20 protein-coding genes are annotated in these 21086 nt (G+C 69.4%); 12 read left to right on the top strand and 8 right to left on the bottom strand.

Translation table 11 applies throughout. The features are described 5' to 3' along the window. The first annotated feature begins 159 nt into the window (after positions 1 to 159). From WIX39_RS01710 to WIX39_RS01665, 10 genes are all read left to right on the top strand, one after another. Positions 160 to 1329 (top strand): ROK family protein, encoded by a 1170-nt coding sequence (locus WIX39_RS01710; protein WP_409196309.1) that lies wholly within the window; start codon positions 160 to 162, stop codon positions 1327 to 1329. Next, positions 1326 to 2870: a sugar ABC transporter ATP-binding protein gene (locus WIX39_RS01705; RefSeq protein WP_409194410.1), complete on the top strand. Its 1545-nt coding sequence runs from the start codon at positions 1326 to 1328 to the stop codon at positions 2868 to 2870. Before WIX39_RS01710 ends, WIX39_RS01705 begins: the two co-directional genes overlap by 4 nt. Then, positions 2830 to 3864, top strand: coding sequence for an ABC transporter permease (locus tag WIX39_RS01700; protein WP_106936604.1), 1035 nt, complete (start codon positions 2830 to 2832; stop codon positions 3862 to 3864). Before WIX39_RS01705 ends, WIX39_RS01700 begins: the two co-directional genes overlap by 41 nt. Positions 3865 to 3908: 44 nt before the next feature. Next, positions 3909 to 4871, top strand: coding sequence for a substrate-binding domain-containing protein (locus tag WIX39_RS01695; RefSeq protein WP_106936605.1), 963 nt, complete (start codon positions 3909 to 3911; stop codon positions 4869 to 4871). A 37-nt stretch (positions 4872 to 4908) separates the two neighbouring features. After that, a complete protein-coding gene (locus WIX39_RS01690) occupies positions 4909 to 6036 on the top strand; it encodes a Gfo/Idh/MocA family protein (protein WP_409196308.1) in 1128 nt (375 codons plus the stop codon). A gap of 25 nt (positions 6037 to 6061) precedes the next feature. Continuing rightward, positions 6062 to 6769, top strand: a complete 708-nt coding sequence (locus WIX39_RS01685) for a phosphatase PAP2 family protein (protein ID WP_409194409.1) — start codon at positions 6062 to 6064, stop codon at positions 6767 to 6769. An 80-nt stretch (positions 6770 to 6849) separates the two neighbouring features. Continuing rightward, positions 6850 to 7371, top strand: a complete 522-nt coding sequence (locus WIX39_RS01680; RefSeq protein ID WP_409194408.1) for a DUF3617 domain-containing protein — start codon at positions 6850 to 6852, stop codon at positions 7369 to 7371. 101 nt (positions 7372 to 7472) lie between these two features. Then, positions 7473 to 8555, top strand: a complete 1083-nt coding sequence (locus WIX39_RS01675; protein ID WP_409194407.1) for a ligase-associated DNA damage response exonuclease — start codon at positions 7473 to 7475, stop codon at positions 8553 to 8555. Continuing rightward, positions 8552 to 10207 carry an ATP-dependent DNA ligase gene (locus WIX39_RS01670; protein ID WP_409194406.1) on the top strand — a complete coding sequence of 552 codons (1656 nt, stop codon included), beginning with the start codon at positions 8552 to 8554 and terminating at the stop codon, positions 10205 to 10207. The genes WIX39_RS01675 and WIX39_RS01670 overlap by 4 nt, the downstream gene beginning before the upstream one ends. Continuing rightward, positions 10204 to 12873, top strand: coding sequence for a ligase-associated DNA damage response DEXH box helicase (locus WIX39_RS01665; RefSeq protein ID WP_409194405.1), 2670 nt, complete (start codon positions 10204 to 10206; stop codon positions 12871 to 12873). Before WIX39_RS01670 ends, WIX39_RS01665 begins: the two co-directional genes overlap by 4 nt. A 22-nt stretch (positions 12874 to 12895) precedes the next feature. Here WIX39_RS01665 and trxC read toward each other — a convergent pair whose 3' ends face one another. After that, positions 12896 to 13345, bottom strand: coding sequence for a thioredoxin TrxC (gene trxC / locus WIX39_RS01660; protein WP_409194404.1), 450 nt, complete (start codon positions 13343 to 13345; stop codon positions 12896 to 12898). A 77-nt stretch (positions 13346 to 13422) separates the two neighbouring features. On the opposite strand from trxC, the gene pdeM reads away from it, so the two are divergent. Beyond that, positions 13423 to 14103, top strand: a complete 681-nt coding sequence (gene pdeM, locus WIX39_RS01655) for a ligase-associated DNA damage response endonuclease PdeM (protein ID WP_409194403.1) — start codon at positions 13423 to 13425, stop codon at positions 14101 to 14103. 111 nt (positions 14104 to 14214) lie between these two features. Here pdeM and WIX39_RS01650 read toward each other — a convergent pair whose 3' ends face one another. The 3 genes from WIX39_RS01650 to WIX39_RS01640 all read right to left on the bottom strand — a co-directional run bounded on the left by WIX39_RS01650 (position 14215) and on the right by WIX39_RS01640 (position 16334). Continuing rightward, on the bottom strand, positions 14215 to 14742 hold the full coding sequence (locus WIX39_RS01650; RefSeq protein WP_409194402.1) for a TPM domain-containing protein: 528 nt from the start codon (positions 14740 to 14742) through the stop codon (positions 14215 to 14217). Positions 14743 to 14747: 5 nt separating this feature from the next. Continuing rightward, complete coding sequence (locus tag WIX39_RS01645; RefSeq protein ID WP_409196307.1) at positions 14748 to 15647, bottom strand: TPM domain-containing protein; 900 nt, start codon at positions 15645 to 15647, stop codon at positions 14748 to 14750. Positions 15648 to 15734: 87 nt separating this feature from the next. Beyond that, positions 15735 to 16334, bottom strand: a complete 600-nt coding sequence (locus WIX39_RS01640) for a LemA family protein (RefSeq protein ID WP_172839768.1) — start codon at positions 16332 to 16334, stop codon at positions 15735 to 15737. Between the two features lie 45 nt (positions 16335 to 16379). Here WIX39_RS01640 and WIX39_RS01635 point away from each other — a divergent pair, with 45 nt between their 5' ends. After that, positions 16380 to 17141, top strand: coding sequence for a hypothetical protein (locus WIX39_RS01635; RefSeq protein ID WP_409194401.1), 762 nt, complete (start codon positions 16380 to 16382; stop codon positions 17139 to 17141). A 25-nt stretch (positions 17142 to 17166) separates the two neighbouring features. On the opposite strand, the gene WIX39_RS01630 is transcribed toward WIX39_RS01635, so the two are convergent. From WIX39_RS01630 to WIX39_RS01615, 4 genes are read right to left on the bottom strand one after another with little or no spacing between them, the layout of a single operon-like run. Further along, the gene (locus WIX39_RS01630; RefSeq protein WP_216639191.1) at positions 17167 to 17985 is read right to left on the bottom strand and encodes an ABC transporter permease; all 819 of its coding nucleotides are present in this window, start codon (positions 17983 to 17985) and stop codon (positions 17167 to 17169) included. After that, positions 17982 to 18899 (bottom strand): ABC transporter permease, encoded by a 918-nt coding sequence (locus WIX39_RS01625; RefSeq protein ID WP_409194400.1) that lies wholly within the window; start codon positions 18897 to 18899, stop codon positions 17982 to 17984. The genes WIX39_RS01630 and WIX39_RS01625 overlap by 4 nt, the downstream gene beginning before the upstream one ends. Before the next feature lie 8 nt (positions 18900 to 18907). Then, complete coding sequence (locus WIX39_RS01620; RefSeq protein WP_409194399.1) at positions 18908 to 20023, bottom strand: ABC transporter ATP-binding protein; 1116 nt, start codon at positions 20021 to 20023, stop codon at positions 18908 to 18910. After that, on the bottom strand, positions 20020 to 21066 hold the full coding sequence (locus WIX39_RS01615; RefSeq protein ID WP_409194398.1) for an ABC transporter substrate-binding protein: 1047 nt from the start codon (positions 21064 to 21066) through the stop codon (positions 20020 to 20022). Before WIX39_RS01615 ends, WIX39_RS01620 begins: the two co-directional genes overlap by 4 nt. Positions 21067 to 21086: the final 20 nt, after the last annotated feature.

Raw genomic sequence — 21086 nt, 5'->3', positions numbered from 1 at the left:
CTTTGGTTTGAACTTGGCCGAAGTTCGGCCTTGTCCGGCTGAAGCCGTGCACCTAGTATTCGCCTTCGCCCGGCAGCCGAAGGTTGCGGGCGGCGACTTCAAAAGAAAGAACACGGAGACAAACGCGTGGCACCCTGGAGCGGCATCACCGCCGATGAAATGCGGCTGCTGGAAGCGACCTTCTGGTCGGCCGGCGGATCGCGCCATGCCATGGCCGAGCAACTCGGCTTCTCCAAGAGCAAGGCCAATGCGCTCATCGCCGGCCTCGTCGAACAGGGGCTGCTGGCCGAAGCGGGCCTGCAGCGTTCGTCGGGCGGGCGGCGTGCCGAAAACCTCCAGCTGCACTTCGGGCTCGGCGTGCTGGTCGGTATCGACATCGGCGCGACCAGCCTCGGCGTGGCCGTGCTGCGGCCCGACCTCACCGTGCTCGCGCAACATGAAGAGCCCGCCGACGTGCGCGAGGGCCCGGCCGTGGTGCTGGCCCGGGTACGGGTGCTGATGCGCGAATTGCTGGCGCAAGGCGGCCATGCCGCGCGCGACGTGCTCGGCATCGGCATCGGCGTGCCCGGCCCCGTCAACTTCGAGATCGGCCAGCTCGTGAACCCGCCGCTGATGCCCGCGTGGGACAGCTTCTCGATCCGCGACTACCTGCGCGAGGACTACGCCGCGCCGGTCTTCGTCGACAACGACGTGAACCTCATGGCGCTCGGCGAGCTGTGGAGACTCAAGCGTTCGCTGACCAATTTCCTCGTCATCAAGATCGGCACCGGCATCGGCTGCGGCATCGTCTGCCACGGCGAGGTGTACCGGGGCGCGGCCGGCTCCGCGGGCGACGTGGGCCACATCTGCGTCGACCAGGAAGGCCCGCGCTGCCACTGCGGCAACCTGGGCTGCGTCGAGGCCATGGCCGCCGGCCCCGCGATCACGCGCATGGCCGTGCAGGCGGCCGAGGCCGGCGAAAGCGAACTGCTGGCGGAGTGCCTGCGCGTGCATGGCCGCATCGACGCGATCGACGTCGGCCAGGCCAGCCGCGGCGGCGACACCGCGGCCAACGGCATCATCCAGCGCGCGGGCAGCCTCATCGGCCAGATGCTCGCGTCGGTCGTCAACTTCTTCAATCCGTCGCATGTGTTCATCGGCGGCGGCATCACGCGCATCGGGCCGCTGTTCCTCGCGGCGGTGCGCCAGAGCGTGTACCAGCGCTCGCTCGCGCTCTCCACGCGGCACCTGGAAATCCAGTACACGCCGCTGGGCATGCAGGGCGGACTGATAGGCGCCGGCGTGCTCGCGATGCACGAGACCCTGAAGGTCCGCGGAGTGGCGCCATGAGCAGCAGTACGCCAAGCAACAAGGGCAGCGTCGCCGTCGAGTTCGACGGCGTGGTCAAGGCCTTCGGCCCGGTGCAGGTGCTGCACGGCGTGAGCTTAGCGCTCGCGCCCGGCCGCGTGTACGGCCTGCTCGGCGAGAACGGCGCGGGCAAGTCGACGCTGATGAAGATTCTTGCCGGCTACGAGCAGCTCACCGGCGGCACGCTGCGCATCAACGGCCAGCCGCAGCAGTTCGGCAGCTCGCGCGATGCCGAGGCGCTGGGCATCGTGCTGATCCACCAGGAGTTCAACCTCGCGGAAGACCTGAGCGTGGCGCAGAACATCTTCCTGGGCCATGAAAAGAAGAAGGGCTGGCTGCTGGACGACGCCTCGATGGAGCGCGAAGCCGCCGCCGCGCTGGCGGCCGTCGGCCTGAACATCGATCCGCGCACCAAGGTGCGAAAGCTCATCGTCGCCGAGAAGCAGCTCGTCGAGATCGCGAAGGCCATCGCCCGGCGCGCGCGCCTGCTCGTGATGGACGAACCCACCGCCACGCTCACGCCCGGCGAGACCGAGCGGCTGTTCAAGCTCATCGCGCAGCTGCGCGCCGATGGCGTGACCATCGTCTACATCTCGCACAAGCTCGACGAGGTGGAGCAGGTGACCGACGAGGTGATCGTCATGCGCGACGGCCGCTTCGTCGCGCGCGCGCCCACGCCCGAGGTCACGCGCCAGCAGATGGCCAACCTCATGGTGGGCCGCGAGCTGGCCGACCTGTACCCGCCGCGCGACGTGGTGGTGGCCGCCGATGCGCCCGCCATGCGCGTGCGCAATTTCAATGTGCCCGGCTGGGCGCAAGACGCGAGCTTCGAGGTGCGCCCCGGCGAGATCCTCGGTTTCGCGGGCCTCGTGGGCGCTGGCCGCACCGAGCTCTTCGAAGGCCTGCTCGGCCTGCGCCCCGCGAGCGGCAGCGTCGAGATGCTCGGCAGGCCCGTGCCCGGCGGCAAGGGCTGGCGCAACCCGCGCGACGCGGCGAAGCACGGCCTCACCTATCTGAGCGAAGACCGCAAGGGCAAGGGCCTGCACGTCAACTTCGGCCTGCGGCAGAACCTCACGCTGATGGCGCTGGAGCGCTATGCGCAGCCCTGGCTCAAGCCCGAAGCCGAACGCGGCGCGCTGGCCGGGGCGGTGAAGGACTACGGCATCCGCACCGGCTCGCTCGAGGTCAAGGCCTCGTCGCTGTCGGGCGGCAACCAGCAGAAGCTCGCGCTCGCCAAGGTGCTGCAGCCGCAGCCGAAGGTGGTGGTGCTCGACGAGCCCACGCGCGGCGTGGACGTGGGCGCCAAGCGCGACATCTATTTCCTGATCCAGCGACTGGCCCGCGAAGGGCTCGCGGTGATCGTCGTCTCGTCGGAACTGATGGAGCTGATCGGCCTGTGCCACCGCGTGGCGGTGATGCGCGCCGGAAAGCTGGTCGCCACGCTCGACGCGGACCATTTGACAGAAGAGGAGCTCATCGCTCATGCCACCGGAACAGCAGACACCACCGCCGCGCACGCTTGAAGCCGCGCAGCAGCAGCACCGCAGCGAGGCAAAGCCGCGCTGGACCGAGCGCCTGCACGGCCTCGGCCCGGTCATCGGCCTGGTGCTGCTTTGCATTGCCGGCACGCTGCTCAACAGCGACTTCGCGACCGTCGACAACGCGATGAACGTGCTCACGCGCACGGCCTTCATCGGCATCATCGCGGTGGGCATGTGCTTCGTGATCATCTCGGGCGGCATCGACCTGTCGGTGGGCTCGATGGCCGCGCTCATCGCGGGCAGCGTGATCATGTTCATCAACTGGGCCGGCCCGGCATCGGGCTCGCCGCTGCTGGCGGTGGTGATGGGCGCGGTGCTGGCCATCGTGCTGGGTGCCGTGTTCGGCCTTGCGCACGGCCTGCTCATCACCAAGGGGCGCATCGAGCCCTTCATCGTGACGCTGGGCACGCTGGGCATCTTCCGCGCGTACCTCACCTACTTTGCGGACGGCGGCGCGCTTACGCTCGACAACGAACTGTCGGACCTCTACGCGCCGGTGTACTACGCCAGCCTCGCGGGCATTCCGGTGCCGGTGTGGGTGTTCGTGATCGTCGCGATCATCGGCGGCGTCATATTGAACCGCACGGCCTACGGGCGCTACGTGCAGGCCATCGGCTCGAACGAGCAGGTGGCGCGCTACGCGGCCGTGGACGTCGACCGCGTGAAGATCATGACCTACGTGCTGCTCGGCGTGTGCGTGGGCATCGCCACGCTGCTCTACGTGCCGCGCCTGGGCTCGGCCTCGCCGACCACCGGCCTGCTCTGGGAGCTGGAAGCCATTGCCGCGGTGATCGTCGGCGGCACCGCGCTCAAGGGCGGCGCGGGCAGCATCACCGGCACGGTGGTGGGCGCGATCCTGCTCTCGGTCATCAGCAACATCCTGAACCTCACCAGCATCATCAGCGTGTACCTGAATGCCGCGGTGCAGGGCTTCGTGATCATCATCGTCGCGTTCCTGCAGCGCGGCCGGCGCTAGTTCCCTTCCCGTTCCGTTCAATCCACCAAGAGGAGACATCCAGCATGACAACTTTCACCAGACGCCTCGCGCTCACGGCCGTTGCCGCCGCAGCCTTCGCCAGCCTGCCCGCGCTCGCCGCAGAGAAGGTCAACCTCGGCGTTTCGATTCCCGCGGCCACGCACAGCTTCATGGGCGGCATCAACTACTGGGCCAACCAGGCGAAGAAGGACCTCGAGAAGGAACACAAGGACCTGAAGATCACCATCAAGACGGCCGCCAACGCGCCCGAGCAGGCCAACCAGCTGCAGGACCTGTCGACGGTGACCAAGATCAATGCGCTGGTCGTGTTCCCGTTCGAATCCGCCGCGCTGACCAAGCCGGTCGCGCAGGTCAAGGCCAAGGGCGCGTACGTGACCGTGGTCGACCGCGGCCTGACCGACACCAGCGCGCAGGATGCCTACGTGGCCGGCGACAACACCGCCTTCGGCAAGATCCCGGCCGAGTACATCGTGAAGCAGCTCAACGGCAAGGGCAACGTGGTCGCGCTGCGCGGCATTGCGACCACGCTCGACAACGAGCGCATGGACGCCTTCAACGCCGTGCTCAAGGGCAGCCCCGACATCAAGCTGCTGGACGCCAAGTACGCCAACTGGAACCGCGACGACGCCTTCAAGGTCACGCAGGACTACCTCACGCGCTTCAAGAACATCGACGCCATCTGGGCCGCCGACGACGACATGGCCGTGGGCGTGCTCAAGGCCATCTCGCAGGCCAAGCGCGACGACATCAAGATCGTGTTCGGCGGCGCCGGCGCGAAGGACATGGTCAAGACCATCATGGACGGCAAGGACCCGCGCATCACGGCCGACGTGAGCTATTCGCCCAAGTTCATCTACGACGCGATCAAGCTCACGGCGGAAGCGCGCCTGAAGGGCGAGAAGCTGCCGGCGACGACGATCATTCCTTCGGTGCTGATCACGAAGGAAAACGCCAAAGAGTTCTACCACCCCAACTCGCCGTTCTGAGGTGATCGAGATCGCTCCTCGCAAGCTCCGCTACGCCATGGTCGGCGGCGGCCGCGACGCCTTCATCGGCGCCGTGCACCGCAAGGCCATGGCGCTCGACGGCCAGATCGAGCTCGTGGCGGGGGCGCTGTCGTCGAGCCCCGACAAGGCGCGCGCCTCGGGCCGCGACCTCGGCCTGGCCGACGGCCGCAACCACGGCGACTGGCAGTCGCTGCTGGCCGACGAGCTGAAGCGGCCCGCTGACGAACGCATCGACTTCGTGTCGATCGTCACGCCCAACCACGTGCACTTTCCGGTGGCGCAGGCTTTTGCCGACGCCGGCTTCCACGTGGTGTGCGACAAGCCGCTGGTGCACACGCGCGAGCAGGCCGATGCGCTGGTCGCCACGGTCGCTAAGCGGGGCACGGTGTTCGGCGTCACCTACAACTACACCGGCTACCCGATGGTGCGGCAGGCCCGCGAGATGGTGCGATCGGGCCAGATCGGCGAAGTGCGCAAGGTCGTCGTCGAATACAACCAGGGCTGGCTTGCCAGCCATGTCGAAGGCGGCACCAACAAGCAGGCCGACTGGCGCACCGACCCCGCGCGCAGCGGCGCGGCCGGGGCCATCGGCGACATCGGCTCGCATGCCGAGAACCTCGTGGCCAGCGTCACCGGCCTGGAGATCGAAAGCCTCTGCGCCGACCTCAGCGCGCTGGTGCCGGGCCGCATGCTCGACGACGACGGCAGCCTGCTGCTGCGCTTCAAGGGCGGCGCGCGCGGCGTGCTGGTGGCCTCGCAGATCAGCACGGGGCTGGAGAACGACCTGCGCCTGCGCATCTCCGGCACGCGGGGCACGCTCGAATGGCACCAGGAGCAGCCCAGCCAGTTGCAGCACCTGCCGCACGACGGACCCAGGCGCGTGCTGACGCGCGGCGCGCCCTGGCTGTGCGAGGCCGCGCAACGCGCGAGCCGGCTGCCGGCGGGGCACCCCGAAGGCTTCATCGAGGCCTTCGCCAACGTGTATGCCGGCGTGGCGGCGGACATCCGCGCCCGGCTCGAAGGCCGTGCGGCCGACCCGCTGGCCGCCGACTATCCGCGCGTGGAAGACGGCGCGCGTGGCGTGCGCTTCATCGAACGCACGGTGGCTTCCGCGCAAAGCGAATTAAAGTGGACGCCCTGGTAGCGCATGCGCGCTGCCGCGGGCTTCCATGACATCGACCATCACCGACAACACCGGCGCCTCGCACCCGGCCACGCAGACCTGGCCCGCGGCGCTCTGGCGGCGCTGCATCACGCTGTTCCCGCTGAAGCTGGTGGGCAACACGGTCGCCACGCTCGGCTTCTTCCCGCTGTACTTCTGGATCGCGAAGAACGCGGGCCAGGCCTGGGTGCTGCCGCTCACCGCCTTCGACCGCGCCATCGCCTTCTGGCCGGCGCTGCTGCCGGTGTATCTCTCGCTGTGGGGCTACATCGCGCTGCCGGTGCTGCTGGCCAAGGACATGCGCGAGCTGACGCGCTTCTCCCTCGGCTGCGCGGCGATGACCTTGCTGGCGCTGCTCGTGTTCTGGTTCATGCCCACGGCCATTCCCAATTTCGCGGTCGCCACCACGCCGGGCACTTCGCTGCAGTTCCTGAAGATGGTCGATTCGGCGGGCAATGCCTTTCCGTCGCTGCATGTGTCGTTCTCGGTGTTCGCCTGCGTCATGCTCGCGCGGCAGTTGCGCGATGCGGGCGCGCCGGCGTGGCTGCGCTTCGTCAACGTGGCGTGGGCGGCGGGCATCGTCTATTCGACGATGGCGGTGCGCCAGCATGTGCTGGTCGACGTGCTGGGCGGCCTTGCGCTGGGTGTCGCGCTCGGCGTGGCCACGCGGCAGCGGGAGCCGGCCGCGGCGGCGGCGCATGCGCGTGCGGCGTAGGCCGATCGCGGTATTCCGCCGCCCCCGGGCGCGCGGTACAAATCCGGCATCGTCGCCGTCCAGGCGATGCGGAGCCCGCCATGAAGATTCACCCGTCCGCCGCCGCTGCAGCCTGCCTTGCCGCGGCTGCCATCGCCATGCCCGCGTTCGCGCTCGACTACCCGGCGCGCAAGCCCGGCCTGTGGGAGATCCAGACCGGCGACGGCGGCAAGGGCCAGGGCCACACCATGCAGCAGTGCATCGACGCGGCCAGCGACAAGTCGCTGCGCGAAATGGGCCAGGGCATGGGCAAGGAAATGTGCTCGAAGCAGGAGCTGCGGCTCGACGGCGGCAAGCTGGTGATGGACTCCGTGTGCAAGATCGGCAACACCACCGCCACCTCGCATGCGGTGATGAGCGGCGACTTCAACTCGGCCTACCGCATGGAAAGCAAATCGAGCTACAACCCGCCGCTGATGGGCCGCGCCGAAGGCACCAGCGTGATCGAGGCCCGGTGGGTCGGCCCCTGCAAGGCCGACCAGAAGCCCGGCGACATGGTCATGCCCAACGGCATGAAGATGAACGTCATCGACATGATGAACAACCGGCCCAAGCGGCCCTGACTGGGCCTGCGGGGCAGGCCGGCGGGTAGGCGCCGGCCCACAGCGCTTCGCGGCTGACGTTCGGCGCCGGGCAGCGCCGGCTGCGCCTACGATGGCGTGCCATGCCCGCAACGCAGCAAGAAGATCTCGTCGTCGCCCGGCCCGAGGGCCTGTACTGCCCGCCGGGCGATTTCTACATCGACCCCTGGCGGCCGGTGGCGCGCGCCGTCATCACCCACGCCCATTCGGACCACGCACGCACGGGGCATGGGCATTACCTGGCCCACACCGACAGCGCCGGCACCCTGCGCACCCGGCTGGGCGCCGACATCGACCTGCAGACGCTGCCCTACGGCGAAGCCATCACGCACCACGGCGTGCGCGTCTCCCTGCATCCGGCCGGGCACGTGCTGGGCTCGGCGCAGGTGCGGCTCGAGCACGGCGGGCGCGTCTGGGTGGCCTCGGGCGACTACAAGACCGAGCCCGACGGCACCTGCACCCCCTTCGAGCCGGTGCCTTGCGACACCTTCATCACCGAATCCACCTTCGGCCTGCCGATCTACCGCTGGCCCACGCAGGCCGCGCTCTTCGCGGAGATCGATGCATGGTGGCGCGCCAATGCGGAGGCGGGGCGCGCGTCGGTGCTGTTCTGCTATGCCTTCGGCAAGGCGCAGCGCATCCTGCACGGGGTGGACGCGAGCATCGGGCCGATCGTGGTGCACGGGGCGGTGGAGCCGCTCAATGCCGTGTACCGCGCGGCGGGCGTGGCGCTGCCGCCGACGCTGCGCGTGAGCGACGAAGGTGTAGACGCCGCGCTGCTGAAGCGCGCGCTGGTGCTGGCCCCGCCGTCGGCGCAGGGCACGCCGTGGATGCGCCGCTTCGGCAACTATGCCGATGCGTTTGCCAGCGGATGGATGCAGCTGCGTGGCACGCGCAGGCGGCGCGGCGTGGACCGCGGCTTCGTGATGTCGGACCACGCGGACTGGCCCGGGCTGCAGAAGGCGATCGCTGGCACGGGCGCGCAGCGCGTGTTCGTCACGCATGGCAGCGTGCAGGTGATGGTGCGGTGGCTGACGGAGAACGGGCTGGATGCGCAGGGCTTCAAGACCGAGTACGGCGATGAAGACGACCAGGCGGCACCCGATGGAGCCGCCGACAGCCCCCCCTCCGGTCTTCCCCCGGCGGGGGAGGGAGCGAACGCATGAAAGCCTTTGCCGCGCTCTACCGCGAGCTCGACGCCAGCACCTCGAACCTCGCCAAGCAGGCCGCGCTGCAGCGCTACCTGCGCGAGGCCGACGCGGCCGATGCCGCATGGGCCGTGTACTTCCTGGCCGGCGGCAAGCCGCGCCAGCTGGTGCCCACCAAGCTGCTGCGCCTGCTCGCGCAGGAAGCCGCGGGCCTGCCGGAATGGCTGTTCGACGAAAGCTACGACGCGGTTGGCGACCTCGCGGAAACCATCGCGCTGCTGCTGCCGCCCCCCAGCGAGGTGCATGACCTCGGGCTCGCGGGCTGGGTCGAGCAGCACCTGCTGCCGCTGCGCGATGCGGCGAAGACTTCGCCCGAGCAACTGGCCGACCGCCTGCGCGCGCAGTGGCGCCAGCTCGCGGCCGAAGAGCGGCTGGTGTACTTCAAGCTCATCACCGGCGCGTTCCGCGTGGGCGTGTCGAAGCTGCAGGTCACGCAGGCGCTGGCGGCCGTCGGCGGCATCGACCCCAAGCGCGTCGCGCAGCGGCTCATGGGCTACACGCACATCGGCGCGCGGCCGCATCCGGACGACTACCAGGCGCTCATCGCACCCGAGTCGGGCATGGAGCAGGTGCAGAAGACCAGCGGGCAGCCGTACCCGTTCTTCCTTGCGCATCCGTTCAACCTGCCGCTGGAGCAGTTCGATGCCGTGCTCGGCCCGCCTTCCGGCTGGATCGTGGAATGGAAGTGGGACGGCATCCGTGCGCAACTGGTCAAGCGTGCGGGCGTGCCATGGGTGTGGTCGCGCGGCGAAGAGCTGGTGACGGAGCGATTCCCCGAACTCGCGGTGCTCGGCGAAGCCCTGCCCGACGGCACCGTGCTCGACGGCGAGATCGCGGTGTGGCGCGACGGCAAGGTGCAGCCCTTTGCCGAACTGCAGAAGCGCATCGGCCGCAAGACGCTCGGCGCCAAGCTGCTGCGCGACATTCCGGTCGTGCTGCTGGCCTACGACCTTCTCGAATGGGAAGGCCAGGACCTGCGCGCGCTGCCGCAGTCGGAACGCCGGGCGCTGCTCGACGAACTGGTCGCGCGCATGCAGCACCCTTCGCTGCTGCCCAGCCCGATGCTCACGGGCGTCGACTGGAACGATCTGTCCACGCAGCGCGAAGCCGCGCGCGCCATGGGTGTCGAAGGCATGATGCTCAAGCGCCGCGACGCGCAGTACGGCGTGGGCCGCACCAAGGATGTCGGCGTGTGGTGGAAGTGGAAGATCGACCCATTGAGCATCGATGCCGTGCTAATCTACGCGCAGCGCGGCCACGGCCGCAGGGCGAGCCTGTACAGCGACTACACCTTCGCTGTGTGGGACGGCCCGCCCGGTCAGGAGGACCGCAGGCTCGTGCCCTTTGCCAAGGCTTACTCGGGCCTCACCGACGCCGAAATGGCGCGCGTGGACGCGATCATCCGCAAAACCACGGTGGAAACCTTCGGCCCGGTGAAGAGCGTGAAGCCGACGCTGGTGTTCGAACTGGGCTTCGAGGGCATTGCGCGAAGCACGCGCCACAAGAGCGGCATCGCGGTGCGCTTTCCGCGCATGCTGCGGTGGCGGGAAGACAAGCCGGTGGAGGAGGCCGATACCTTGCAGACGCTTGCCGCGTTGCTGCCGGCATGAGCACCAGGCCGGACCCCGAGGATTTTCTCCCTTCCCCCAGCGGGGGAAGGAGCAAGACAAAGGTCAAGGCTGCGCTCGATGCATGGTTCACCGCGCGTGGCTGGAAGCCTTTCAAGTTCCAGCGCGACGTCTGGAAGGCGATCGCACAAGGCCAGTCCGGCCTGCTGCACGCCACCACCGGCGCGGGCAAGACCTACGCCGTCTGGCTCGGCGCGCTGCAGGCCTTCTCGCAGCCCCGAAAGGAAGCAGCCCGCCCCGCGCCCCTGCCGCTCACGGTGCTGTGGCTCACCCCGATGCGCGCGCTCGCGGCCGACACGCTGCGCGCGCTGCAGCAGCCGCTCGAAGCACTGGGCGCCGAGGTGCATCCCTGGAGCACCGGAGCGCGCAGCGGCGACACGTCTTCCAGCGAGCGCAGCGCGCAGAACCAGCGCCTGCCCAGCGTGCTCGTCACCACGCCCGAAAGCCTCTCGCTGCTGCTGGCGCGCGCCGATGCGGGCCAGGTGCTGGGCGGCGTGCGGATGGCGGTGGTCGATGAATGGCACGAGCTGCTCGGCAACAAGCGCGGCGTGCAGGTGCAGCTTGCGCTCGCCCGGCTCAGGCGCTGGAACCCGGGCATCGCGATCTGGGGCATGTCGGCCACGCTGGGCAACCTGCGCGAGGCCATGCACGTGCTGCTGGGCCATGACGAAGGCGTGCTGGTGCAGGGCCAGGTGCCCAAGAAGCTCGTCATCGATTCGCTGCTGCCCGGCCGCGCGGAGCGCTTTCCGTGGGGCGGCCACCTGGGCCTCACGATGCTGCCGCAGGTGATAGAGGAAATCGCCGCGAGCAAGACCACGCTGGTCTTCACCAACACGCGCTCGCAGTCGGAGATCTGGTACCAGGCCCTGCTGGAGGCCCGGCCCGATTGGGCGGGCCTGATCGCGCTGCACCACGGCTCGCTCGACCGCGAGGTGCGCGAGTGGGTCGAGCTGGGCCTGAAGAGCGGCGAGCTGAAGGCGGTGGTCTGCACATCGAGCCTCGACCTGGGCGTGGACTTCCTTCCGGTCGAGCGCGTGCTGCAGATCGGCTCGCCCAAGGGCGTGGCGCGGCTGCTGCAGCGCGCGGGGCGCTCGGGCCATGCGCCGGGGCGGCCGTCGCGCATCACGCTCGTGCCCACGCACAGCATCGAGATGGTCGAGGGCGCGGCCGCGCGCGCGGCCATTGCCGAGGGGCACATCGAGTCGCGCCGTTCGCCCGACCAGCCGCTGGACGTGCTGGTGCAGCACCTGGTGACGGTGGCGCTCGGCGGCGGCTTCGTGCCCGACGACCTGTACGCCGAAGTGCGCGGCACGGCCGCCTACGAAGAGCTTTCGCGGGAGAACTGGCAGTGGTGCCTCGACTTCGTCTCGCAGGGCGGCGCTTCGCTCTCGGCCTACCCCGACTACCGCCGCGCCGTGCCCGACGCCGAGGGCGTGTGGCGCGTGCCCGATGCGCGGCTCGCGCGGCGGCACCGCATGAACATCGGCACCATCGTGAGCGACGCGAGCATGTCGGTGCAGTTCGTCGGCGGCGCGAAGATCGGCAGCGTCGAAGAGGGTTTCGTCGCGCGCATGAAGCCCGGCGACTGCTTCCTGTTCGGCGGCCGGCTGCTCGAACTCGTGCGCATCCACGACATGACGGCCTGGGTGCGGCGTGCCAGCGGCAAGCGGCCTGCCGTGCCGCGCTGGAACGGCGGACGCATGCCGCTGTCGAACACGCTGGCCGACGCGGTGGTGCAGCAGCTGGCGCTGGCCGGCGACGGCGCCTACGGCTCGCCCGAACTGCAATGCGTGCGCCCGCTGCTGGAGATCCAGCAGCAGTGGTCCGCGCTGCCCACGCCGCAGACGCTGCTGGCCGAGACGCTGACCACGCGCGAGGGCTCGCACCTTTTCCTGTATCCGTTCGCCGGGCGGCATGTGCACCTGGGGCTCGCGAGCCTGCTGGCCTGGCGCGTCGCGCAGCACGAGGCGCGCACCTTTTCCATCGCGGTCAACGACTACGGCTTCGAGTTGCTGAGCGCGACCGAGGTCGACTGGCCCACGCTGCTGCCGCAGGTGCTGCGCCTGCCCGAAGGCAATGACGACGGTGAAGACGCGCGCGCGGTGTTGCTGCACGAAGTGCTCGCATCGCTCAACGCCGGCGAGCTCGCGCAGCGCCGCTTTCGCGAGATCGCGCGCGTGTCGGGCCTGATCTTCCAGGGCTACCCGGGCGAGAAGCGCAGCAGCAGGCAGCTGCAGGCCTCGTCCTCGCTGTTCTGGGAGGTGTTCCGCAAGTACGACCCCGGCAACCGGCTGCTGCAGCAGGCCGAACAGGAACTGCTGGCGCAGGAGCTGGAGATCGGCCGTCTGCGCGCCAGCCTCACCCGCATGGCCGGGCAGCAGCTGGTGCTCAAGCCGATCGCGCGGCCCACGCCGTTCTCGTTCCCGCTGATGGTCGAGCTGTTCCGCGAGAAGCTGTCGAACGAGAACGTGGCCGACCGCATCGCGCGCATGGTCGAGCAACTGGAGAAAGCCGCGGGCGGCGCGGTGACGGCCGGCGGCGTCGATCGCGTGAGGCGCACGATGGCGTTCGGTCAGGAAGGCGCGGGCAAGCCGCCGGCGCCGCGGCGCGAACGCAGGCGGCCTTCACGCCCGCTGCCGCCGCTGTGAGGGCCTGGTGAAAGGCCGTTGCCTAGCCGGCGCCGTGCGCCTTCACCCAGCGCACGATGTCCGCCGCGCTCATGGCGCCGGCCTGCCGCGCGACCTCTCGGCCGCCCTTGAACAGCGCCAGCGTGGGGATGCTGCGGATGTTGAAGCGCGCGCCCAGCGAGCGCACCGCCTCGGTGTCGACCTTGGCCAGCCGCACCTTCGGCTCGAGCTGGGCCGCGGCCTGCTCGTAGCCCGGCGCCATCTGGCGGCACGGACCGCACCACGGCGCCCAGAAGTCGACCAGCACCGGGATCTCGTTGCGCGCGATGTGGCGATCGAAGGTGGCTTCGTCGGGCAGCGCGGTCGAATGGCCGGCGAACAGCGGGCGGTGGCAGCTGCCGCAGTCGGGCGCGCTGCCCAGCTGGTCCGCGCGCACGCGGTTGGTCGTGTGACAGTGCGGGCAGACGATGTGCAGCGAAGTCGATTCGGTCATGCGCAAGAACTGGGGGCCGCAGGGGCCAATTGCAAGGCGCGCGCCGGGCAAGGCGTCTTTTGCGAAACTTGCCGGCCGTGACGCTCGCAGAATCCTCCGAATCGACCACCTCCGCTGTCCGCTGGGCAGGTGAACTGCTCCACCTGCTGCCCGAACGGGCGCTGTGGTGGCCCGCCGCGGGCGTGCTCTTCGTGGCCGACCTGCACCTTGGCAAGGCCGCGACCTACCGCGCGCTGGGCCAGCCGGTGCCGGGCGGCACCACGCAAGAGAACCTCGCGCGGCTCGATGCGCTGGTCGCGCGGTGGAGCCCCCGGCGCATCGTGTTCCTGGGCGACTTCCTGCATGCGGCGCAGGCGCGCACGGTGCTTGCCGGCGTGCAGGCCTGGCGCGAAGGCCATGCGGGCATCGCGATGACGCTGGTGCGCGGCAACCACGACAGCCGCGCTGGAGACCCGCCCGAAGCGCTGGGCATCGAGGTGGTCGACGAACCGCACCTGATGGGCCCGTTTGCCTGCTGCCACCATCCGCAGCCGCATGCCACGCATTTCGTGCTCGCGGGGCACCTGCACCCGGTGTGCCGGCTGCATGGGCCAGGGCGCGACAGGGTGCGGCTGCCTTGCTTCGTGAGCGAGGCGGGGCAGGCGGTGCTGCCTGCCTTTGGCGAGTTCACAGGCGGATGGCTGATGGAGCGTGCGCCGGGGCGGCGCTTCCACGTGGTGGGCGGTTCGGCCGTCTGGGCCCTGCCCGCGTCGGAGTGATCTTTGCTCCTTCCCCTCTGGGGGAAGGTTGGGATGGGGGCAGGCAGAGCGCCACAACGAGCGCCGCTTGCCCCCACCCCGGCCCTCCCCCAGAGGGGGAGGGAGGAATACTCAGAGCACGACCGGCTCGTCCGGCAACTCGTTCACGTCGAGTTCGCCTTCGACCAGCGGAAAGTGCTCGACCAGCAGCGCCGAAATCTCCTCGAGCGCCTGCGTGAGCCCGTCCTCGAAGCGTCCTTCGCGGAAGGCCGCGCTCATGCGCTGCATCATCGCGGTCCACGCCGCGGCGTCGACGCGCGAATGGATGCCCCGGTCGGCCACGATCTCGATCGCATGCTCGGCCAGCAGCAGGTAGATCAGCACGCCGTTGTTGTGCGCGGTGTCCCAAACGCGCAGCTTGCCGAACAGCATGACGGCGCGCTCGCGCACCGAGGCGTGGCGCCACAGGTACGACATCGGCAGGCCGGCTTCGATGCAGATGCGGATCTCGCCGCTGTGGCGGCGCTCGCTCGCGGCCACGCGGCCCGTGAGGCGCTGCATGGCCTCGTCGGGCAGGGCGCGGCGAACCTCGGCTTCGTCGATCCAGCGATGGCGCCAGATGCGGCCGAGCTTGGTGAACAGGTTTGCTTCGGTCGTCATCGTGTTCACCAGTTGCCCGACGCGCCGCCGCCGCCGAAGTTGCCGCCGCCGCCGGAGCTGAAGCCACCGCCTCCGCCGCCACGGCTGAAGCCGCCGCCGCCGCCACCGCCACCCAGACCACCGCCCCAGCCGCCACCCCCGCCGCCGCCCGGACGTCCGGCGCCGGCGACGAGCGAGAACACCAGCGCGACAAGCGCGGCGATCACCGCGATGGCGATGCTGGCGGTGATGAAGAACACCACCACGCCCACGCCGCCGCCCACGACCATCGTGCCCAGCTTCTTGCCGAGGACGGCGCGCGCGATGGGCGCGCCGACGAACACGCCCACGAACAGGAAGATCGCGAGGTTCTCCCAGTCGAAGCCGCCGCCTCGGCCGGAGCCGCCCGTGTCCTGCACCGGTGCCGGCAGCGGCTCGCCGTCGACCAGCCCGATGATCCGGTCGACCGCCGCGTTCAGGCCGCCGGAGAAGTCGTTGTTGCGAAAGCGCGGCTTCATCTCCTCGTCGATGATGCGGCTGGCCGCGAGGTCGGGCACAACACCTTCGAGCGTCTTGGCGGGCGCGATGCGCATGCGGCGGTCGTTCTTGGCCACGACCACCAGCAGGCCGTCGCCGACGCCCTTGCGGCCGATCTTCCAGGTGTCGCCCACGCGCTGGGTGTAGCTCTCGATGTCCTCGGGCGCGGTGGTCGGCACCATCAGCACCACGATCTGCGAGCCCTTGCGCTGCTCGAAGGCGGCGAGCTTGGTCTCCAGGCCGCTGCGCTGCGGGCCGTCGAGCGTGCCGGTCTGGTCGATCACGCGCGCGGTGAGCGCGGGCACCGGCAGCAGGCCTTGCGCGAATGCGCCGCCCATCGTCAGCAGCATGAGTGCCGCAAGGAGGCGTGCGGCCCATTCCAGAAACACCACGGAACCGGCTTTGCCGGGACGCCGGTGTTGCCCCCGGTGAGGGGGAAGGCGCAGTGACACGAAGTGCACGAAGACTAGGGGAGGTTACTTTTTCGGGTTACTGAAATCGACCGTTGGTGGCACGGAGATCTGCGCCTCGTTCTGCACCGTGAAGGTCGGCTTCGGCGCGTAGCTGAAGATCTTTGCGGTGATGTTGGTCGGGAAGCTGCGCGCGAGCACGTTGTACTCCTGCACGGTCTCAATGTAGCGGTTGCGCGCCACGGTGATGCGGTTCTCGGTGCCCTCGAGCGTCACGCGCAGGTCGCGGAAGGCCTGGTTGGCCTTGAGGTCGGGGTAGCGCTCCGACACCACCATGAGCCGCGACAGCGCGGAAGACAGCTCGCCCTGTGCCTGCTGGAACTTGGCGAAGGCTTCGGGGTTGTTCAGCGTTTCCGGCGTGACCTGGATCGAGGTGGCCTTGGCGCGTGCCTCGACCACCTTGGTGAGCGTGTCCTGCTCGAAGGAGGCCTCTCCCTTGACGGTGGCGACGATGTTGGGCACCAGGTCGGCGCGGCGCTGGTACTGGTTGAGCACCTCGCTCCAGGCCGACTTGCTGGCCTCGTCGAGGGACTGGAACTGGTTGTAGCCGCAGCCGCTCAGGGACACGACCGCCGCAAGGATCAGGAACCAGCGCTTCATCATCATTTGCATTACCTCCGCAGAAGAGGCGGAAGTTAGCATAGATGCCCCATGGCCCTAGACCCGCTCCACGCCCTCCAGGCCGCGAACCGCGCGGCATTGCCGTTGGCGTCCGCCGCGTTCGGCACCTTGCTGGTCGCAGGCGCGACAGGCGCGCTGGGCGCCGAACTGCTGCGGCGGCTGGCGGGCAGCCACCGGCATGCCCACACCCGCGTGCTGGCGCGCGAGCCGATCCGCGACGGCGTGCGCGGCGTGGAAGCGTGCCTGACCCCGCCGCGCACGAGCACTCCTATCGGCCAATGGCCGCTCACGTCGGCGCACACCGCCATCATCGCGTTCGACCCGCCGCGCCTGTACCACGACCGCGAGCGCGCGCTGTGGGTGCCCGAGCCGTCTGACCTTCCCGAACTCGCCCGCTGGCTGCGCGCCTGCGGCGTGCAGACGCTGGCCATCGTGCAGCCGCACGACCAGGGCCGGCTGCCCGAGGCGCTGAAGCGCGGCCTCGCCAGCCTCGACGAGCAGGCGGTGGTGGCCCACGGTTTCGAGCGCGTGATCCTGGTGCGCTCGGCGCGCAAGCCGGCCGATGCGAAGCTCGCCAACCCCTTCGAGCGGGTGGCCGCGTGGATGCTGTCCATCGTGCGCTTCATGGTGCCGAGCAGCGAACAGCCGGTGCGCGCTTCGAAGGTGGCGGAGCTGGTCGACATCGCCCTGCGCATCGCGCCGCCGGGCGTGCATGTGGCCGCGCCGGAGCTGGTGTGGCAGGCCGCGCAGGGCGACATGCACGCGGTGGCGCGCGCGTGGCTGCAGCCCTAGCCCCGGGCCCGGCCTCTGCGGCCTGCTAGCCGAAGCGCAGCGAGCGCAGCCCCACGGTGCGGTCGACCCAGACCACCGCCACCAGCGTGACCACGATGCTCACCGTCGACACGGCCGCTGCGGTCGGGTCGAAGTCCCAGCGCAGGTAGTCGAATAGCTGCAGCGGCAGCGTCGTCATGCCGATGCCCTTGAGCAGCAGCGACATGTTGAACAGGTCGAACGAGATCACGAACGCGAACAGCGCGCCGGTGATGATGCCCGGCTTGACCAGCGGCAGCGTCACGCGAACGAAGGCGCGCCACGGTGACGCGCCGAGGCTGCGCGCGGCCTGCTCCAGCGTGCCGTCCTGGTTGTAGAGCGCCGACGCCACGTTGGTGAACACGTACGGCAGCGTGACCAGCACGTGGCCCACCACCAGCCCGAACATCGTGCGCGTGCCGATGCCGCTCGCGTACAGGAAGAACAGCAGCGCGATCGCCGTGAGGATCTCCGGCAGCATGAGCGGAAGCATCAGCATCATGCGCAGCCCCTCGCGCAGCCGCGTGGCATGGCGCACCACGTAGAGCGCGCCGGCCACGCCGATGATGGTGGAGCACACCGTCGCGATGGCCGCCACCTGCAGCGAGGTGCCGATGGCGCGCATGAAGGCTTCGTTGGCGAACAGCGCGCCGAACCAGCGCAGCGAGATCCCCTGCGGCGGGAAGGTGAGGAACTCGCCCGCGTTGAGCGACATCAGCACGATCACCGCGATCGGCAGCAGCAGGAACACGTACACCGCGCCGACGTACGCCAGCCCCATGGCATTGGCCGCGCGCGTGGCCAGGGGAGTGCGCTTGCGCTTCATTGCAGGCCTTTCATGAAGCGCCCGGTGAGGCGGGCGTAGAGCCACACGGCCACCATGCCGCAGGCCGAGAGCACCAGTGCCTGCGCCGCGCCGGCCGGCCACTGGAAGTTGTCGATCAGGTTCTGCACCACCAGCACCGACATCGTCTTGACCTGCGCGCCGCCGAGCATCACGGGCGTGACGTAGGCGCTCAGCGTGAGCACGAACACGAGGATGGTGCCGGCCTGTATGCCGGGCCACGACATCGGAAGCACCAGCCGCCAGAACACCTTCAGCCGCGAAGCGCCGAGCGATCGCGCGGCCTGCTCCAGCGTCGGGTCGATGCTCTGGATCACCCCCACCAGCGGCAGGATCATGAAGGGCAGGAACACATGCACCAGCGCGATCGTCACGCCCAGGCGGTTGTTCATGAGCTGCAGGCCGGTGGCGAGCAGCCCCAGGTCGATCAGCGTGCGGTTGATGACGCCGTTGCCCGACAGCAGGATCAGCCAGCCGAAGCTGCGCACCACCACGCCCACCAGCAATGGCGACAGCACCAGCACGTACAGCAGGCTGCCCCAGCGGGAGCGCGTGCGCGCGAGGTGGTAGGCGACCGGGTAGCCCAGCAGCAGGCAGATGGGCACCGTGGTGACGCCGAGCAGCAGCGTGTCGGCCAGCACGCCGAGGACGTAGCGGTCGCCCAGCGCGCTGGCGTAGTTGGCCAGCGTGAAGCCGGCGCCGTAGGGCGCGCCCACGGCCGTGGGCCGCAGGCTCATGCCGATGATGTTGAGATAGGGCAGCACCAGGAACACGCCGATCAGCACCAGCGCGGGCGCGATCAGCCAGAACGCGCCGCTACCCGGGCCCCGCTTGCCTGCCTTGCGGGGCTTGCTGCCGTCGCGCCGCGCGGCGGCGCCGGGTGCGTCGGCCGTCATCACCGCGCTCATGGCGCCGCCGCGATGATCCAGGCGTGGCCCGGATCGAAGGCGAAGGCCGCCTGTGCGCCGGCCTCCGCGCGCTGGCCCGGCGAGGTCTGCACCAGCAGGCTCTGGCCGCCGGCGCACTGCACCGTGTGCTCCACCGTGCTGCCGAGGAAATAGGCCGACTGCACCAGCCCCGTGTAGGGTCCGTCGTTGCGCCAGCGGATCGCCTCGGGGCGGATCGTCACGTGCACCGGATGTCCCGTTGCCAGCGGCTGGTCGTGGCTCGCCGGCACGCTGCCCAGCGCGGTGCTCACGCGGTAGGTCGGGTACGGGCCGGGCTCGTCGGTGAGCCCTTCGACGCGGCCTTCGATGAGGTTCGAGCGGCCGATGAAGCGCGCCACCTCCACGCTGCGCGGGCGCATGTAGATCGCCTCGGGCACGTCGAACTGCAGCAGCCGGCCGCCCAGCATCACGGCCACGCGGTCGGACATCACCATCGCCTCCGACTGGTCGTGCGTGACATACAGCGTGGTGATGCCTACGCGCTTCTGCAGTTCGCGAATGAACACGCGCATGTCTTCGCGCAGCACGGCGTCCAGGTTGGCGAGCGGCTCGTCGAGCAGCAGCAGCCGCGGCTCCACGACCAGCGCGCGCGCCAGCGCCACGCGCTGCTGCTGGCCGCCGGAGAGCTGGCGCGGGTAGCGCTCGGCCATGGCGGTGAGCTGCACCATCGCGAGCACGTCGTCGATGCGGCGCTTGCACTCGGCCTTGCCGATGCCGCGCATCTCCAGGCCGAACGCCAGGTTGCGCCACACCGTGAGGTGCGGAAACAGCGCGTAGTTCTGGAACACCATGCCGATGTCGCGCTTCTCCGGCGGCAGGTCGGTGATGTCCTCGTCGTTCAGGCGCACGCGGCCTTCGTCGGGAAACTCGAAACCCGCCACGCAGCGCAGCGTGGTGGTCTTGCCGCAGCCGCTCGGGCCCAGCAGCGAGATGAACTCGCCTTCCTCGGTCTTCAGGTCGAGGTGCGCGATGGCCGACGCCGGCGCGTTGTCGAAACGCTTGCGCAGGCCGTCGAGCGACACCCTCGTGGTGCGGCGCGCGGGCGCCGTGCGTGCGGGGCTGGCTGCGCTCACTTCATCTCCCGGTTCCAGCGGTCGGTGATGGCCGCCACCTGCGGATTGACCTTGGTCCAGTCGAACTGGAAGATCGACTTCATGCGCTCGCCGCTCACCGGCACGTCCCTGGCGAGATCGGGCGGCAGCTTCGAGCCCACGTGGGTCGGCGAGGTGAAGAATTCCCTGGCCATCATTTCCTGCACGTCGCCGCGCAGGATGAAGTCGAGGTACTTGTAGGCCTCTTCCTTGGCCGGCGCATTCTTCAGCACGTTGAACGACTGCTCGAAGGCCAGCACGCCTTCGGTGGGCGCCACCATTTCCACCGGCACGCCTTTTTTCTGCAGCGCCACGATCTCGGGGAAGTCGATCACCGCCACGGTCACGTCGCCGCGCGTGAGCATGGTAGACAGCGTGCCGCTCCAGTCGGCCTGCGTGAACGGCAGCAGCTTCTTGATCTCGGCGAAGGCGCGGTCGATGGCGTCCTGCGAGCCGCCGTAGAGCTTGGCCGTCATCAGCAGGAACAGCATCGCGGCGGTGTTGCCTATCTGGTAGAGGCCGATCTTGCCCTTGAACTCGGGGTTGCTCCACAGGTCCGACCACGACTTGGGCGGCGTCTTCACCAGGTCCTTGCGGTAGCCGATGCCGATGGTCGAGACGATGCCGCGCACGCCGTTGTCGCCTGGGTTGCGCAGGATCGGATATACGTTCGCGAGGTTGGGCACCTTGGCTGCGGGAATGGGCTCGAAGTAGCCTTCGGCGCGCACCAGGCTTGCGATGTTCTCGTTGACCATCAGGATGCTGTAGGGCGGCTTCTCGACGCCGGCGGCGCGCAGGTTGGCGACGAAGTTCTTGCCCAGGCCCACGTCGAGCGTGGTCTGCACGCCGGCCGTTTTCATGAACATCGGCATCAGGTCGGAGCGCCAGAACTTTTCCCAGCGGCCTCCGTAGGTGTTGACGACGAGGTTCTGCGCGGCGAGCGACATGCCGGGCATGGCCAGCGCGGACATGCCGGCCGCTGCGGCCATGGCTTGCAGGCAGTCGCGGCGGGAGAAGTTTTTCATGATGGAGATCCTGGGGAAGA

This window comes from Variovorax sp. AB1(2024), assembly GCF_037482385.2.
Lineage (GTDB): Bacteria > Pseudomonadota > Gammaproteobacteria > Burkholderiales > Burkholderiaceae_C > Variovorax.
The sequence above is the reverse complement of the archived record's forward strand: the minus strand, read 5'-3'. Positions and strand labels throughout refer to the sequence as shown.